The following is an 18,074-nucleotide window of genomic DNA, read 5'->3' on the forward strand; positions in this document are numbered from 1 at the left end:
CGCGAGCGGTGATAGTTTTATACTCATTTTTTGGAAAGCAGGGGGAAGGCCATGAACAATAACGCCAGTTGGTTGGGTTTAACGGTAATTGCCGGATTGCTGGCTACCGAGGTCTGGGCCGAAGACAAAAACTTCGGTAAGGCTACTCCCAATCCCAACGAGATTATCGAACATTTCAAGGAACCGGCGGCGCAGCCGGCACCGGCGGATGCCGACGATTACCAGGACGTACCCGAGTCCGAGTTAGAGAATGTCAGGGGGCTGAAGAAAATCAGCAATATCGACAAAGCCACCGGTCGTAAGGTGCAGTTACCGACGACGGTGGCCGAGAAGGCTATTTCGATGGAGATTTTGTTCGACTATAACTCAGCGACCCTGAATGCCCAGGCCAAGACTCAGTTGGAGCCGGTCGGTAAGGCCTTGGCTTCCGGCGAACTGGAAGGGATCAAATATCGGATCGAAGGTCATACGGATGTTGTCGGGGGTGATCAATTCAATATCGAATTGTCGAGGCGGCGCGCGGAGGCGGTTAAGGCGTATTTGATCGATAAATTCGGTGTTGCCGGCAATGCGATTCAGATTGAAGGGCGCGGAAGACAGGAATTGGCCGACGCCAAAAATCCAACCGCCGAGGCGAATCGACGGGTACGTATCGTCAGTCTGGGTAAGCAATAGCCACGATTTCGGCGGGACGAGAAGAGAATTCACTTGAGCGTAAGCAATCTGCCCGCTACTGATGCCGTGCCGGTCGAAATGACAGCCGTTGACGGAGAGCGTCCGTGACGCCTGCTGAAGACGACGACAAAACTCACTTGTTTACCGCAAGCGCGGGTCAGGGCGTGCCAGTCGCCGATGCGCCTAATTCCGACGCCACGGTATTGGCCAACGAGGCCACCGAACTCGCCAACGACAGGCTACCTCCGGCGTTTCAGCAAATCGCCCGCCCCCCGGCTATCGGCGATTTGCTGAAAGACCGTTTCGAGCTCATTCAAAGTTTGGGCGAGGGCGGTATGGGTATGGTGTTCAAGGCCGTTGATCGACGCAAAGTTGAAGCCAGGTCGAAAAACCCCTATGTCGCGATCAAGGTATTGAATCCCGCACTGGCGCTGAACGAAATGCTGGTGGCAGGTTTACAGCGCGAATGCGAAAAGGCCCAGGAACTCTCGCATCCCAACATCATCACGGTCTACGATTTCGATAGAGACGGCGATCACGTGTTCATGTCCATGGAATACCTGGCTGGTCGGTCTTTAAGCCAGTTGATCCGCGACGCCTCGGCGTCCGGTGGTGTTGCATTAAAGAGGGCCTGGCCGTTGATATTGAGCATGGGCGAGGCCTTGGCCTACGCGCATCGCAAGGGAATCGTGCATAGCGACTTCAAGCCGGCCAACGTGTTCGTCACCGAGGGCGGTGACGTCAAGGTGCTGGATTTCGGCATCGCTACCCGCACCAAACAAAGCGGCGATCCGGACGCAACGGTTTTCAATGCCCGGGTCGAAGGCGGGCACACGCCACCCTACGCCAGTTTCGAGATGATGAACGGTGCCCAGGCCGATCCGCGCGACGACATCTACGCTTTTGGGTTAGTGGTTTACGAATTATTAACCGGCCGGCATCCCTACGGCCGCAAACCAGCGTCTACCGTGTTCATCGGGCAGCAACGCGGGGAGAAGCTCGCGCCGGCACCGGTCAAGGGCCTGAATCGCCGCCAATGGCAATTGTTGAAATCGACCATCGAAATACTGCAGGAGCGTCGGCCCAAGGCGCTGGAAGAGTGGTTGGAACAATTCGATCCGGAAGCAGGTTGGTCGCCGCAATTGGTCGGTGGCAGCGTGGCGATCGCTTTGGTTTTGGCGGGCGGACTCGCCAATTGGTGGTTGACCCGGCAGTCGCCGGAACCGTTGCCCGCCTCCGACGCCCAACGTTGGCAGATCGCCGCTCCGCCTCAGGTTGCGGCGCCGCCTTCGGCCGATGCCGGCGCCGATCGGCAAGCGACCGTCGGCGACAGCGTCAAACTTGACGCTAGTGCTTCCAGATCCGGCGACGGGCAGCCGCTGACTTATACCTGGAAACTGGCGCAAATGCCGGATGGCAGTGCCGTTTCTTTGCAAAATGCGGATACAGCGCATCCCGAGTTGACTCCCGACAAAGCCGGCGATTACCGCGTGGAGTTGACGGTCATGGACGGCCATACCCGTTCGGCCGTCGATGTTGTCGAAGTCAGAGCGGAGGCGGTTAAGGCCGCAGAACCGAAGCATCAGGCGGTTAGTGCCGACGGCGTTCTCAGTTTGGCATCCAGTAAACCGCAGTATCGGATTGGAGAGGAGCTGAAGCTGACGCTCTATACGGCCAAGTCCGGCTATCTGCGCGTGGCTTACATCGGTGCGACCGGCGAAATCAGCGAGCTGTTGCCCAACCAATACCAGAATGGCAAAGTCAAGGCGGACACCGAATACCGAATTCCGCCGCGGCCCGACAAATTCAAGCTGGAAATCACCGGCCCGGTCGGTACCGACAACATCGTCGCCGTTTTCAGCGAGCAAGCCTTGCCAAATGTCGAGAGTATCGCCAATAGCGATGGTTCGTTAGTCCCGGCGATGCAGGTACCAGGCATTATATGGGTCCGGATTCAATACGAAGTCGCCAAGCGAAAATAGCCACCAGTGGATGCATTGTTTAAGTGGGTTGATGCGTGTCTTGGAAACATAACTTAGATTGACCGGATTCGTGCTTTTGGATAAAGTTACCTAAAGTTTTTTTCAAAAATGTGAGCTAATTAATAAAAGAGGGTTCGGTTGGGGATGGATGCCGTGTTTGCGTCAGTTCTGCCGACCGGGCGTTAAACCCGCATTCCCGAGCCGAAAAACTAAGGTTCCGCAACACTTTTATTAAACCTTAGGTGAGGCGCCGGCAACTTTTAATCCCAATGAGGTGTTTCGTTGTGGCAATCCATCGTAAGCACCCCGCGGATTTGGGTCTCGTAGCTGGGCTAGCGCTGGTGTGGTATGGCGTGGATGCTTACGCGGTCGGGGAAGTGGTTGTCGATTCGACGCTGAGAGCCGGACATACCCTCACGCCGAGCTCAGGCGTGACGACCATTACTGGTGAAACGGATGGTGTCAAATCCGGATCCAATCTGTTCTTCAGTTTTTCTAAGTTCAATCTCCCCGCAAATACCGATGAGGCGCGTTTCGTTTGTTCCGGCGCCAATTGCGGTGCCGGTTCAAGTGTGGATAACGTTATTGCCCGCGTAAATTTTGACGGCACTAATGGGGCATCCACGATCAACGGTATTGTTAGTTTTGGCAATCAACTGACCAATGCTAACTTTTGGTTGTTCAATCCCGAAGGAGTAGTGATTGGCGCGGGCGCTTCGATAAACGTGCCCGGATCGTTTCACGTTGGTAATGCCACGCAGGTTAGTTTTTCATCTAGCGAATTTAGTCTGGCCACGACGGATGTTAGTTCATTGAGCATCGCTCCTACCGGGTTCGGTTTCACCAGTGTTGATCCCGACGGCGCAGGGGTCAAGTCGAGTGTTTCCCCCTCCGGAAGCGTCAGTCTTAGCGGCGGTGCGATTAATACCGCCTCAGGATCGGTGGATATTCAAGGCTCCCAGGTTCTTTTAAATGGTTCGACGGTGACAGCGGGCGGTGCCGGTACTATTTCGATTTCAGGCACGAATTTATTAATTCAAGACGGATCGACGACGACATTGACGGGAGGAGGCGCGACACTTGTCAGTTCTAGCGGTGCGATCCAAATCGGGAGCGGCACCAACCTGCAAGCCGACAGCGTGACGGCCGGCACGACCTTAAGCAATGCCGGCACGCTCAGCGGTTCCGCCACGGCCGGCACCGACCTGACCAACTCCGGCGACATCGGCGGCAACGCCAGCGCCGGCACGGTACTGACCAATAGTGGCACCATCGACGGCAACGCGACAGGCGGCACCTCGGCCGGCGGCGTTGCGGGCCTGACCGCCGACGGCAACGGCAAGATTTACACCGTGGTGAACCAATTCGGCGGGACATTGGGCGACGCCGGCGGCGATACCGTCAGCAGCCAGAACGGCACGGATATTCAAAACTTCGGCGTGACCGGCGGCGCGGTGACAGCGGCGCGCTATCTGGACAACAGCGGCACGATCGGCGGCCTGGCCCGCGCCAATAACGGCGGCAGTCTCAGCGGCGTGACCAGCTTGACCAACGCCGTGGGCGGCAGTATCAACGGCGGCGCCCAAAGCCAAAACGCCACCGATCTGAACAACCAGGGATCGATCACCGGCACAGTCACCGCGTCGCGCAACTTGAGCAACAGCGGCACGATCACCGGCGACGCGACCGCTACCAGCGGAACGCTGAGCAATGCGGCAAGCCAAACCATCGCCGGCAACGCCAGCGCCGGCACGGTGCTGACCAACGCCGGTACGATCGGTGGCAGTGCCACAGCCGGCACCGACCTGACCAACAGCGCGACCGGTACGATCAACGGCAGCGCCGTGGCTACAACCGGAGACTTGCTCAACCAAGGCCTGATCGCGCTGACTGGGTCCACCGATCAAAGCGTGACAGCCGGCGGCGCACTGACCCTGGACGGCAACGGCAGCAGTACCGGCGTGGTCACCGTCAACAAAACCTCCGGTACGGTCACCGTCTCGTCCGGCGGCGCGCTGAACCTGGGCGACACCAACGTCGGAGCGATTCTTAAGAACGCTGGCAGCGGCGATTTGACCGTGACCAGCGGCACGACGCTGAGTATGACTGATGGCTCCAAAATCGAATCGAATAGCGGTGTACTACAAATTCAGGATGCGGTTGTTGACGTTGCCACCGCGTCAGGCAATGCGTCACTGTTACAAAGTGCTGGCCTGCGAACCTTGACGGCAAACGTGGATATCAGTAACCAGGGACAGTTTTCTGGGAATCTGGTCTCAACGGCAGGCAGTTTAACCAACGACGGCATGATCAACGGCTCCGCCACGGCCGACGTCGACCTGACCAATAGCGCGACCGGTACGATCAACGGCAGCGCCGTGGCGACAACCGGCAACTTGCTCAACCAAGGCCTGATCGCGCTGACTGGGTCCACCGATCAAAGCGTGACAGCCGGCGGCGCACTGACCCTGGACGGCAACGGCAGCAGTACCGGCGTGGTCACCGTCAACAAAACCTCCGGTACGGTCACCGTCTCGTCCGGCGGCGCGCTGAACCTGGGCGACACCAGCAGCGTCGGTGCGATCCGCAAGAGCGCCGGCAGTGGCGCTTTGACCGTGACCAGCGGCACGAGCCTGGGCGTGACCGCCGGATCGGCGATAGAGGACAGTAGCGGCGGGGCGGGGAATCTGACGGTAACGGTTGGCAGCGGCAACTTGGTGCTAAGCGGCGGTAGCGCCGTGACCAAAACTGGTGGCGGCGCGCTGAGCGTGGACGTGCAAGCCGGCGACCTGCAAATCAGCGGGGTCGGCAGCGAAATCAGCGCCGATCAATCGGGCGCTAGCGACAGCATCCGAGCCAGCGGCGCGATCCAAATCGGGAGCGACACCAACCTGCAAGCCGACAGCGTGACGGCCGGCACGACCTTAAGCAATGCCGGCACGCTCAGCGGTTCCGCGACAGCCGGTACCGATTTGACCAACACCAGCGACATCAGCGGCGACGCCAGCGCCGGCACGGTACTGACCAACAGCGGCACCATCAATGGCAACGCGACAGGCGGCACCTCGGTCGTTGGCGTCGCGGGCCTGAGCGCCGACGTCAACGGCAAGATTTACACCGTGGTGAACCAAAACGGCGCGACATTGGGCAATGCCGTCGGCGATACCGTCAGCAGCCAGAACGGCACGGATATTCAAAACCTCGGCGTGACCGGCGGCGCGGTGACAGCGGCGCGCTATCTGGACAACAGCGGCACGATCGGCGGCCTGGCCCGCGCCAACAACGGCGGCAGTCTCAGCGGCGTGACCAGCCTGACCAACGCCGTGGGCGGCAGTATCAACGGCGGCGCCCAAAGCCAAAACGCCACCGATCTGAACAACCAGGGATCGATCACCGGCACAGTCACCGCGTCGCGCAACTTGAGCAACAGCGGTACGATCACCGGCGACGCGACCGCCACCACCGGAACGCTGAGCAATGCGGCAAGCCAAACCATCACCGGCAACGCCAGCGCCGGCACTAGCTTGACCAACGACGGCACGATCAACGGTAGCGCCACGGCCGGCACCGATTTGAGCAACACTGGCGGTATCAGCGGCGACGCGACGGCAACCGCCGGCACCTTGACCAATGCGGCCAACAAAACCATCGGCGGCAGCGCCAGTGCCGGCACGGTGCTGACCAATAGCGGCACCATCAATGGCAATGCGACGGGCGGTACCTCGGTCGTTGGCGTTGCGGGCCTGAGCGCCGACGTCAACGGCAAGATTTACACCGTGGTGAACCAAAACGGCGCGACATTGGGCAATGCCGTCGGCGATACCGTCAGCAGCCAGAACGGCACGGATATTCAAAACCTCGGCGTGACCGGCGGTGCGGTGACAGCGGCGCGCTATCTGGACAACAGCGGCACGATCGGCGGCTTGGCCCGCGCCAACAACGGCGGCAGTCTCAGCGGCGTGACCAGCTTGACCAATGCCGGCATCATTAACGGTGGCGCCCAGAGCCAAACTAACACTGATTTGAACAACCAGGGATCGATTACCGGCACAGTCACCGCGTCGCGCAACTTGAGCAACAGCGGCACGATCACCGGCGACGCGACCGCCACCACCGGAACGCTGAGCAATGCGGCAAGCCAAACCATCACCGGCAACGCCAGCGCCGGCACGGTGCTGACCAACGACGGCACGATCGGTGGTAGTGCCACGGCCGGCACCGACCTGACCAATAGCGCGACCGGTACGATCAACGGCAGCGCCGTGGCGACAACCGGCAACTTGCTAAACCAAGGTTTGATCGCGCTGACTGGGTCCACCAATCAAAGCGTGACGGCGGGTGGTACGCTGACCCTGGACGGCGACGGCAGCAGCACCGGCGTGGTCACCGTCAACAAAACCACCGGCACGGTCAGCGTCTCGTCCGGCGGCGCGCTGAACCTGGGCACCACCAACGTCGGCGCGATCCGCAAGACCGTCGGCAGCGGCAATCTGAGCGTGACCAGCGGCACGACCCTGAATATGACCGCCGGTTCGGTGATCGAAGACAGCAGTGGTGGGGCGGGGAATCTGACAGTAACGGTTGGCAGCGGCAACTTGATACTAAGCGGCGGTAGCGCCGTGACAAAAACTGGTGGCGGCGCGCTGAGCGTGGACGTGCAAGCCGGCGACCTGCAAATCAGCGGAGTCGGCAGCGAAATCAGCGCCGATCAATCGGGCGCTAGCGACAGCATCCGAGCCAGCGGCGCGATCCAAATCGGGAGCGACACCAACCTGCAAGCCGACAGCGTGACGGCCGGCACGACCTTAAGCAATGCAGGCACGCTCAGCGGTTCCGCGACAGCCGGTACCGACTTGACCAACATCAGCGACATCAGCGGCGACGCCACGGCCACCGCAGGTGGCTTGAGCAACGTGGTGGGCAGCAGCATTGGCGGTAACGCCAGCGCCGGCACCAGTTTGAGCAACGATAGTACGATCGGCGGCAGCGCTACTGCCGGTACTGATTTGACTAACAACGGCGACATCGGCGGCGATGCTACCGCGACGGCGGGGGCTTTGACCAACGCGAGCGGCAAGACCATCGGCGGCAACGCCAGCGCCGGTACGGTGCTGACCAACGACGGGACGATCGGCAGTTCCGCGACGGCCGGTACCGACCTGACCAACACCGGCGGCATTACCGGCAACGCCACGGCCACCGCCGGTGGTTTGAGCAACGCGTCGGGCAGCAGCATCGGCGGCAACGCCAGCGCGGGCACCGGTTTGAGCAACGACGGCAGGATCGGCGGCAGCGCCGTCGCAAACGTCGGCAACTTAATCAATGGCTTGACTAGCGAGATAGGCGGCGAGGCCAGTGCCGGAGCGGAATTGAACAATAGTGGCAGCGTAATCGGCAAGGCGACCGCGAATACCGGCGGTAGCCTGAATGGTGCCGTCGCGCTGACGAATAACGCGGCAGGCCGAATCGAGGGCGGTGCGGAAACTCGGAACGGCGGTCATCTCGACAATTTGGGAACTATCGTTGGCAGCGTGGCGGCTGGCGGAAATTTGACTAACGACGGTGTCATTAGCGGCGACGTCAATGCAATCGGCAGCGTGGTTAATGTCGCCAGTCGCACCATTTCCGGTGACGTCGAGACTGGAACGAGCTTGATCAACGAAACCGGTGCCAGTATTTCGGGGTCGGCCAACGCCGGAAGCGACTTGACCAACGATGGGACGATAGGCGGTAGCGCCAGCGCGGCGACCGGTACGTTGGCCAACGCCGGCAGCGTCGGCGGAAATGCGACGGCTACGTCAGGCGCACTGACCAATGCCGCGGCCGGTTCAATCAACGGTAACGCCAGCGCCGGGACGACGCTGGTTAACGCTGGCGACGTCGCTGGCTCCGCCACGGCGGGTACCGATCTAGTCAACACCGGCACGGTCGGTGCCGCCGCCATAGCCGGTGCGGGAGCGTTAACCAACAGCGGTAGCGTCGGCGCGTTCGCTAACGCCGCGAGTTCGCTAAGCAATACCGGAAGCATTTCCGGCAATGCCGATGCCGCTGACATCGATAATGCCGGCCAAATTGGCGGCGATGCGAGCGCCGGTAACGACCTGATCAATTCCGGCGCGATCTCAGGTAGCGCCCGGGCCGACCGCGATGTCGACAACCAGACCGGCGGCGTGGTCGGAAGCGGTATTCATGCCGGCCGGGATGCGTTCAATAACGGCACTGTCCAGGCCGGTGGCATTTTCGCCGACCGGGATATTGCCAGCCTTGCCGACGGCGATATTACCGGTGCCGCGGATGCCGGACGGGATTTGAGCAACGCCGGCCGAATTCGTGGCGGCGCTCAGGCCGGCGGCGCCTTTAATAACGCCGGACGGCTGGACGGGGACGCGGTGGCCGGTGGCAAAATCACGAATACCGGTACGATCAACGGTCGTGCGGAGGCGGCCGGTTCCAGCAGTCAAGCGCTACTAATCGCGCTCGAAGCCGACGGAAACCGCATCGGCTTGCTGAATACCGGTACGATCGACAATGGCGCGGAAAGCCTAAACGCTACCGATATCGACAATCGCGGCCGTATCGGCGGCGATGCCGCCGCCGCCGGCAATCTGACCAATGATGGCAGCATCGGCGGCGACGCGGTGGCGCGAGGCGGTTATCTGCTGAACAATCGCGGCATCGTCGCGGATGCCAACGTTGAAATCGACGGCGATGCCGAGGCTGCCAGTTATTTGGTCAATGCCGGCCGCATCGGCGGTCAGGCCTGGGCCAAGGCAGGCGATTTGACCAATGCCGAAGGCGGGCGGATCGGCGGCTTGGCCTTAGTCGGAGACGGGGCGCCGGCGGCGGGCGACACGGCCCATGCCGCGTTGACGATGGCGGCGCTGCCGGCCGACGCCGCCTACAATATCGTCAATGCCGGCAGGATCGACGGCGATACCAGCGCGCCGGGCAATATCGTCAATAGCGGCACGATAGGCGGGCGGACGACGGCCGGCGGCAACGTCGAAAATACCGGCACATTGGACGGCCGAGTTCGCGCCGGAGGCAGCGTCACCAACGCCGGTAACATCGACGGCGATATCATCGCCGGCGGCGATATCGACATCGGCGGCCGCGTGAATGCGGCCTTGCTGCAAGCTGGGAACAACATCCTGGTTTCCGGCAGTTTGACCGGTAGGGCCGACAGCGGCCTGACCCTACAGGCGGTGCAACTGATTTTGGCCGGCGCGCGGATTTACAGTCCGGCCGCAATGAACATCGGCACGCCATTGCAAATCACCCAAGTGATTTTTTCAGGCGGAGGTACGACGGTTTGGGTGCATGGCGATTTGGGCGTTAAAAACGAGGTTTACTATCGGCTGCCGGAAGGCGGCGATTACGGCAATATTCTGGGTAGCGAGACCGGAAAACTTTGGGTGCAGGCCGACAATTTGAAAGCGATCAAAGCTAATCCGCAATACCAGGGCTATTTGGCGCCGGCCGGCAGCAGTCGTTCCGATTGGACGCCGGCCGCCGGATTGAACCTGTTCGTCAACGGTTTCCAAAGCGGGCAACCCGGTAATTTGGTCAATGTCGATGTTTCCATCGTCGCCAAGCCGGTGGATTTACCGGACGTTCCAAACGACCCCTGCGGTAACGGTAGTTCGTTGGAGTTTAAGCAAAGCAACGGTGTCGTCTTGGCCTACGAGCAAATTCTGCCGTTTTCGGTATTCGGCGATGCGCCACTCTCGCTGAGTTTGGCCGCGGCCGATCGCTTAAGCGTCGCTTTCGCGGCCCCTTCGACCGGCCGCTCTTGCGGTAAGGCGTAAGCGATGGGGATACGGCGAAAGCTTGGGATGTTGGACGGTCGCGGTCTGGTACAAAGCGGAGCCAAGCCGGCGCCGGATGCGGGGACTGTCGGCCCGGACAGATTGAAGGCCGCCACGGCGCTCGCTAAGCAAAACCCGATTTGGTCTCGCCGCTTGGGAATTGGATTAGTGATTGCCGCCTTCGCGACCAAGACCGTGGCGGACGAACCGCCGCCGCTGAATGCCGACCCGACCAAGTCCCGACAGCCGACCTTGGCCCAGCCGGAGCGGCCGGCTGTTGGCAGCGGCGGTTTCGTGTTGCCGGAACTGCCTAAGTCGGGAGCCCCGGCGTCGACCGGCGGCAGCGTCGAGCTGCAGCGTGTCATTTTCGACGGAAATACTGTTTTCGAAGACGCGGAACTACAGAGCGTCGCGGCGGCATTTTTGCGGCGTCCGATTGGCGCCGCCGATATCGAAATGCTACGCCGCGCGGTCAGCCAATACTACATCGATCACGGCTACATCAATTCCGGCGCCGTGCTGGCGAGTCAGTCGCTGGCCGACGGCGTGTTGCGCCTGAATATCGTCGAAGGGCGGTTGACCGAAGTCCGGCAGAGCGGGCAACAGCGTTTGCGCGAGGGGTATTTGCGAGACCGCTTGTTGGTTGGGGCCGGCGAACCGTTAAGGGTCGAGGATTTACAAGACAGTTATCGGCAATTGCTGGCCGACCCGTTGATTCAACAACTGAATGGTCGCTTGGTGCCGGGGGAAAAGCTGGGCGAGGCGATTTTGGATTTGCGAGTCGAGCGGGCCAGGCCTTACCAGTTATATTTGGGCGCCGACGATTACCAGACGCCGGCCGTGGGCGCGTATACCGGCCGGGTTGGCGGTTGGGTCGACAACTTGTTGACGCTCGGTGAACGGATAGACGGTCAGTTCATCGTCAATGAAGGCGTGCAGGGTTACAACACCGGTATCAGTGTGCCGCTGACCGCACGCGATTTGCGGGCCAGTTTTCGCTACAGCGACACCTACAGCAGCATCGTCGAACCGCCGCTGGAGACTCTGAACATTACCAATCACATCGTCGGTTTCGAAGCCGGACTTAGCCATCCGATCTATCGGCGCTTTAACGACGATCTGACATTCAGCGTGAATATGGCGTTTCGCGAAAATCGCAGCCAAGTCAGTAATACTTGCCAACCGATTTCCGGCGGCGAAGGCTTGGGGTGCGCGACCCAAGCCAGCGTCATGCGAATTGCCCAGCATTTTTCGCATCGCGGCGAGGACACGGGATTGGTGTTTTGGTCTACCTTCAACGTCGGTTTGGATATGTTGGGGGCGACGACTAATCGACCGGGTTTGCCCAGCGGCCAATTTTTCAGTTGGTTGGGCCAGAGTTTGTTTTCGGTGAAGTTGCTGGAGAACGGCGCCGCCCTGTTGGTGAAGGCGAATATTCAGTTGGCGGATAAGCCGCTACTAAACTTGGAACGTTACGCGTTGGGCGGGGCCTACACGGTCAGAGGTTATCGGGAAAATACGTACGTGCGCGACAACGGCTTCAATGTCGGCGCTGAAGTCAAATATCCGCTTTACCTAGATGTCGGCGGCCGCGACGGCCTGCATTTGGTGCCGTTTATCCAATACGGCGGCGCTTGGGACAGCCCGACCGCGACCAATGCTCGGCCATCCACTCATTATCTGTATTCGGCCGGTATCGGCTTGCAGTGGCAGTTTCGAGGTTTGACGACCGAATTTTATTGGGCGCATGCGTTTACGCCGGTGCCGAATCGGCAGCGCAGCAGCCACAGTATTCAAGACGACGGTATCCATTTTCGGGTCAATTTCAACGTTTTTTAGCGGAATAGACCCTAGCGGAGTGGCGATATATCGCGAGTCTTACGAAATCCCGTGCCGATTTCGGTAGGCGAATGGCGGTTCTGACGTTCGGCGCTCCGCGAGATATTCGTTAAATCCTTTTCAGAACAAGTTGTTATCGGAAACGAGGCGGCTTTGGTCGTGGTTGGCACGCTTGTTGACATATTAAGCTGGTTGGAGACGCCAACCTCGACGCCGGAGCGACGATAGCGAAATCGGTTCTCGGCGGATCGGCAGGGGGATCGGTCGAATAGCCGCGATAGCGATTGCCGAAAATCCGGTCCAGCCATGGCCAATCCAAGACGAGGAAATCGAATTGCCAAATTTAATGCTAGAAGCGCAAATGCGGCTAGACTTGATTGCCATAACTGTTCTGGCGCTGGGAGTGGCGGTCGGAAATGCCGCGTCGGCCGAGATGCCGGTGCCGGTTTCCGCCGCCGAGATTCGATCGGTAGTCTTGCGCGGCGAGCAACTGCGAGACAACGGTGAGTTGCAAGCGGCGCAACAACAGTTCGATGCCGCGCTGCAAGCGGTGGTCGATGTTAAGGGCGATATAGGTTTATTGGCGGCGGTCGAGGCGGCGGCGGGTTACAACCTGTTCTTGTTGAACAGTAAAGAGGCCGCCGAACCCTTGCTCAAAGCCGCTTATCGGAATACCGAGACCGGGCCGGACTATTTACGCGGATTAGTTGGGCTCTATTTGAGCGAACTGGCTCTAGCCGGGGGCGATCGGCAACAGGCCTTGCAATACGCAGATCAGGCTGAAGCGGCATTGCGGAGCCAGGGCGACAGCCCGTTACGAATGAGCGTGGCGTTGAGTCGGACGGCGGCGGGTGAAGATAAAAGCGGTCGAGTTGCCGCATTGCTTGAGCTGGCTGCCAGAAGTGAAGGTTTGCCGAACGATTTTCCGGCGGCCAAGGTACGGCTGAAAACCGCCGAGGCTTTGCTGGCCGAGGCGGCGCCGAGCGATGGCCAGGGCTGGGTTGGCGCGGCGTATGCCGCACTGGACAAGGTGTTGGTGGGCGCTAACCCGCCGCCGCGCATGCGGGTGGAGGCCTTGTTGGGGATGGCTAGATTATATCGCCAGCAAAACCGCGATCGCGAGGCCCTGGCACTGACCGAGCAAGCGTTGGCCTTGGCCGGAGATCGACGCTACCTGGAATTGCTGGCCGAGCTTGAAGCACTGCAAGGCGACTTGTTGCTGCGTTTGGGACAACAGGTACCGGCGCTACGCGCCTACGAGCAGGCGGTGAACGATTTGTTGGCGATTCGGGGCGATTTGCCGATCAATTTACCCGATGGTCGCAGCGCGATCGATACCGTGATCGATCCGTTACACCGTGGCTACGTCGATTTGTTGTTACGGCAAGCCGGCACCGGCGATTCCGAGCAACAGGCGCTGAACAAGGCCATGTCCAGCATGGAAGCGATCAAGGAAGCCGATTTGCAGGACTTTTTTTTGGGGCGGTGTTCGATCTCGGTGCAAACCCGGGACGATTGGCGAGAACTGGCGTTTCCGGAAACCGTCATCGTTTACCCGATTTTGTTGACCGACAGGCTGGAGTTGTTGATGAAGCATGGCCCGCTCGTTGTGCGACGTAGCGTGCCGGTGTCGGCCGAGCGGGTACGCGAACAGGCGCAAATCCTGACGCAGCGCTTGCATGCCGGCAAGGACTACCGGGCTGCGGCCAAACAGCTTTACCAGTGGCTGTTCGAACCGATTGCCAACGATGTCGCGGCGGCCGGCGCGAAATTGCTGCTCTACGTGCCCGACCGCAATTTGCGGGCGGTGCCGTACTCGGTGTTACAGGATGGCGGCCGGTTTTTGGTCGAACAATACGCGATCGTGACATTGCCGGGTTTGACGTTTCAAAATTGGGACAAGCAGGTCGCGAAACGGAAGAACTTGCGGGCCCTGGTCGCCGGTTTGAGCCGGCCGGACGGCGCCGCGATCGACACGCTGCCAGACAACGTCGTCGAACGTTTGATCGGCAATAAACCCGCCGATGTCGCGCAGAAAGCCATGGACCGTTCGCGCTTGGTCGAAGAATTGAGCTTGCCCAATATCGAGCGGGAAATCGATTCGGTCGCGAAACGACAGAACAGCACGATGTTATTGAATAATCAATTCACGGCGTCGGCGTTGAAGAGGGATATAGAAACCGGCGATTACGCGAAGGTGCATATCGCTTCGCACGGGTATTTCGGTAAGAACGCCAAGGAAAGTTTCGTGATGGCTTACGATCAGAATCTGACCTTGCTGGATTTCGAGGGCAGCTTGGGTGGCGATCGGTTGAAGAGCGAACCTATCGATTTATTGACGCTGAGTGCTTGCGAAACGGCCGAAGGCGACGACCGGATGCTATTGGGTTTCAGCGGATTGGCGGTCAAGAGCAACGTTTTAAGCGCGGTCGGCAGCTTGTGGTCGATCAACGATCAGGCCGCCACCGAATTCATGCATTTGTTTTACGACGGATTGGGCAATTCCTTGAACAAGGCGGAAGCGATGCGCCAGGCGCAGATCGCGATGATCAAGTCCAAACGTTTTAAACACCCGTTTTTTTGGTCGCCGTTCATTCTGATCGGCGGGTGGCAATAACCGACCCTAACAGGAGCAGGACTGAACCATGGCCGATTTATCCGGTTTACTGGACGAGATTTCCGCCGACAACCCTTGCGGCGACAATCTGGAATACGACAACGCCAGGGTGGCGTTGGATACCGATATTCTAGGGACGCCGGAGAATCAATTTTCCGGCGAAAAAGCCATGCCGCCCAATTGGCGGCAAGTGCAAAAGGATGCGTTGGCCTTATTGGGGCGGTCTAAGGATCTGCAGGTCGCCCTATATTTAATCCGTTGTCTGATTCCGACCGAAGGCGTGCGCGGTTTTCGAGACGGTTTAAACCTGTTGACCGAGTGGATAGATCGCTACTGGGAGCACCTGCATCCCCAACTCGATCCCGACGATGGCCTCGATCCGACCCTCAGGATCAATATCATCGAAGAACTGAACAATTTCGATTGGGTGCTCAGGCCCTTAAGTCAGACGATGTTGGTTGAGTCAAAATCGGTGGGTCGGTTTTGTTTGCGCGATATGCAATACGCCACCGACAAGCTCGACCTCCCGGCTGGCCAGACCAAGCCGGAAATCAGCGCGATCAACGCGGCTTTTCTGGATGTCGAACTCGAGGAGCTCGCGGCCAATTTTCAAGCCATCAATGACAGCATGGCGCTATTGGACCGCTTGGATGCGGCCGTTGTCGATCGAGTAGGCAATAGCCAGGCGGCCAGTTTGAGCGCGGCCAAGGCCTTGTTTAAAGAGATTCGGCATTTTTTCGAGCAATTTGCCGGTAGCCGCTTGGCTGACCAAGCCGAGCCGGAAAGCGACGTTGCCGAGGAGGATGTGGCGGATGCCGGCGAAACGGTCCGAGTGTCCGCCAAGCCCAAGGCGGGGGTAGGCGAAATAGCGACGCGCCAGGATGTTTTGAAATCGCTGGATTTGATTTGCAAGTATTACGCGGAGAACGAACCCTCCAGTCCGGTACCGATTTTATTGTTGCGGGCAAAACACCTGGTGACCGCCGATTTTCGCGAAATTGTCCTAAATTTGATGCCGGATGCCCTGACGCATATCGATGCGTTGAAAGGCCCCGATCCACACTAACCTTTTTTGTAGTCGTTAAATATCTCAAGCGGAGAATATCATGGCAGAAAGCAGTCAAAAGTTTATTCAAAGGAACCGGGCGCCCCGGGTCCAGATCGAGTACGACGTCGAGTTGTACGGCTCGGAAAAAAAGGTGCAGTTGCCGTTCGTGATGGGCGTCATGTCCGATTTGTCCGGCAAGCCGGCGGAACCGTTGGCGCCGGTGGCGGATCGTAAGTTACTGGAAATCGATGTCGATAATTTCAACGAACGCTTGAAATCGATGAAGCCGCGCGTGGCTTTCCAGGTGGCGAATACTCTGACCGGCGAAGGAAACCTGAATGTCGATATTACCTTCGAAAGCATGGATGACTTTTCGCCGGCCGCCGTCGCCAAACGGGTCGCCGGCCTGGATAAAATCGTCGAAGCCCGCACGCAGTTGTCCAATCTGATCACTTATATGGACGGCAAGACCGGAGCGGAGGAATTGATTGCCAAATTGATCAACGATCCAGCGTTGCTGCAAACCTTGGCCGCCTCGGCCAAACCGGCCGACGCCGAAGGCAGCGAGGGTTAAGTCATGGCGGAATTGGAAAATCAAGCCGCGCAAGGCGCAACCCAAACTCTGGAACTGGACGACTTTTCGGCGCTGTTGGCGAAGGAATTCAAACCGGGCACCGAAGCCGCCAGCCAAGTCAATACCGCGGTCGGCACCTTGGCTCAATACGCGTTACAGGACGTCACCAAGGTCTCCGACGATGCGATCAAGAGTATCCAAGCCATCATTGCCGGCTTGGATCAAAAAATCACCGAGCAGCTTAACCTGGTTCTGCACCACCCGGATTTTCAAAAACTGGAAGGGGCTTGGCGAGGCCTGCACTATTTGGTGAACAACACCGAAACCGACGAGATGTTGAAAATCAAGGTATTGAACATCTCGAAAAACGAATTGGGTAAAACCCTGAAAAAATTCAAGGGAACGGCCTGGGATCAAAGCCCCTTGTTTAAAAAGATGTACGAAGAGGAATACGGCACCTTTGGCGGCGAACCCTTCGGCTGTCTGGTGGGCGACTACCACTTCGACCACAGCCCGCAAGATGTCGAGTTGTTAGGCGAGATGGCGAAAGTCAGCGCCGCCGCGCACGCGCCGTTCATCTCCGGCGTCGCGCCTTCGGTGTTGCAGATGGAAAGTTGGTCGGAGCTCGCCAATCCCCGCGATCTAACCAAGATTTTCCAAACGCCGGAGTATGCGGCCTGGCGCTCGTTGCGGGAGTCCGAGGACTCGCGTTACATCGGTCTGGCGATGCCGCGTTTCCTGAGCCGCTTGCCTTACGGTTCGAAAACCGATCCGGTCGAGGAGTTCGATTTCGAAGAAGATACGTCCGGCGCCGACAGCAGCAAGTACACCTGGGCCAACGCCGCGTACGCAATGGCGGTCAACATCAACCGCTCGTTCAAGCTTTACGGCTGGTGTTCGCAAATTCGCGGCATCGAGTCCGGCGGCGCGGTCGAAGGTTTGCCGGTGCACTCGTTCCCGACCGACGACGGCGGTGTCGATATGAAATGCCCGACCGAAATCGCAATCACCGACCGGCGCGAGGCCGAATTGGCGAAAAGCGGTTTCATGCCGTTGTTGCATAAGAAAAATACCGATTTCGCGGCCTTCATCGGCGCGCAGTCCTTGCAAAAACCGTTCGAATACCAGGACCCCGACGCGACGGCCAACGCCAACTTGGCGGCCCGCTTGCCTTACTTGTTCGCGACCTGTCGCTTCGCGCATTATTTGAAGTGCATCGTCCGCGATAAAGTCGGATCTTTCAAGGAGCGTCAAGACATGCAGGCTTGGCTGAATACTTGGATTAGTCAGTACGTGTTGACCAATCCGGCGGTAGCCACCGAAAAAGACAAGGCGCGCAGGCCGTTGGCGGGCGCGGAGGTGATTGTCGAGGAAGTGGAAGGCAACCCAGGCTACTATCAGTCCAAGTTCTTTCTGCGGCCGCATTATCAATTGGAAGGGTTGACGGTGTCCTTGCGCTTGACCTCTAAATTACCGTCACAAAAAGGTTAGACCGGTTCGGCGAACCGAGTTTGGTATGCGTTGGCGGCGG

At 59.2% G+C, this 18,074-nt stretch carries 8 protein-coding genes; all 8 read left to right on the forward strand.

All coding sequences use genetic code 11. The features are described from left to right. Positions 1-51 precede the first annotated feature (51 nt). Positions 52-675, forward strand: coding sequence for an OmpA family protein (locus tag ACQE3E_RS01865; RefSeq protein WP_313729242.1), 624 nt, complete (start codon positions 52-54; stop codon positions 673-675). 104 nt (positions 676-779) lie between these two features. Then, positions 780-2,657 (forward strand): protein kinase domain-containing protein, encoded by a 1,878-nt coding sequence (locus ACQE3E_RS01870; RefSeq protein WP_427501180.1) that lies wholly within the window; start codon positions 780-782, stop codon positions 2,655-2,657. 812 nt (positions 2,658-3,469) lie between these two features. Then, a complete protein-coding gene (locus ACQE3E_RS01875; protein ID WP_427501181.1) occupies positions 3,470-10,465 on the forward strand; it encodes a hypothetical protein in 6,996 nt (2,331 codons plus the stop codon). 3 nt (positions 10,466-10,468) lie between these two features. Then, positions 10,469-12,304 (forward strand): ShlB/FhaC/HecB family hemolysin secretion/activation protein, encoded by a 1,836-nt coding sequence (locus ACQE3E_RS01880; protein ID WP_427501182.1) that lies wholly within the window; start codon positions 10,469-10,471, stop codon positions 12,302-12,304. A 334-nt stretch (positions 12,305-12,638) separates the two neighbouring features. Continuing rightward, positions 12,639-14,921, forward strand: a complete 2,283-nt coding sequence (locus tag ACQE3E_RS01885; protein ID WP_313729239.1) for a CHAT domain-containing protein — start codon at positions 12,639-12,641, stop codon at positions 14,919-14,921. Between the two features lie 28 nt (positions 14,922-14,949). Next, a complete protein-coding gene (tssA, locus tag ACQE3E_RS01890) occupies positions 14,950-15,987 on the forward strand; it encodes a type VI secretion system protein TssA (protein ID WP_281022073.1) in 1,038 nt (345 codons plus the stop codon). Positions 15,988-16,027: 40 nt separating this feature from the next. Further along, positions 16,028-16,543, forward strand: coding sequence for a type VI secretion system contractile sheath small subunit (tssB, locus tag ACQE3E_RS01895; RefSeq protein WP_064030005.1), 516 nt, complete (start codon positions 16,028-16,030; stop codon positions 16,541-16,543). 3 nt (positions 16,544-16,546) lie between these two features. Beyond that, on the forward strand, positions 16,547-18,034 hold the full coding sequence (gene tssC / locus ACQE3E_RS01900) for a type VI secretion system contractile sheath large subunit (RefSeq protein ID WP_064030003.1): 1,488 nt from the start codon (positions 16,547-16,549) through the stop codon (positions 18,032-18,034). Positions 18,035-18,074 lie beyond the last annotated feature (40 nt).

This window comes from Methylomonas sp. MED-D (assembly GCF_050276835.1).
Classification (GTDB): domain Bacteria; phylum Pseudomonadota; class Gammaproteobacteria; order Methylococcales; family Methylomonadaceae; genus Methylomonas; species Methylomonas koyamae_A.

What these genes read in the sequence shown, in the direction of transcription:
- ACQE3E_RS01865 (WP_313729242.1), top strand. Translation starts at nt 52, where the DNA reads ATGAACAATAACGCCAGTTGGTTGGGTTTAACGGTAATTGCCGGATTG.
- ACQE3E_RS01880 (WP_427501182.1), top strand. Translation starts at nt 10,469, where the DNA reads ATGGGGATACGGCGAAAGCTTGGGATGTTGGACGGTCGCGGTCTGGTA.
- tssA (WP_281022073.1), top strand. Translation starts at nt 14,950, where the DNA reads ATGGCCGATTTATCCGGTTTACTGGACGAGATTTCCGCCGACAACCCT.
- tssB (WP_064030005.1), top strand. Translation starts at nt 16,028, where the DNA reads ATGGCAGAAAGCAGTCAAAAGTTTATTCAAAGGAACCGGGCGCCCCGG.
- tssC (WP_064030003.1), top strand. Translation starts at nt 16,547, where the DNA reads ATGGCGGAATTGGAAAATCAAGCCGCGCAAGGCGCAACCCAAACTCTG.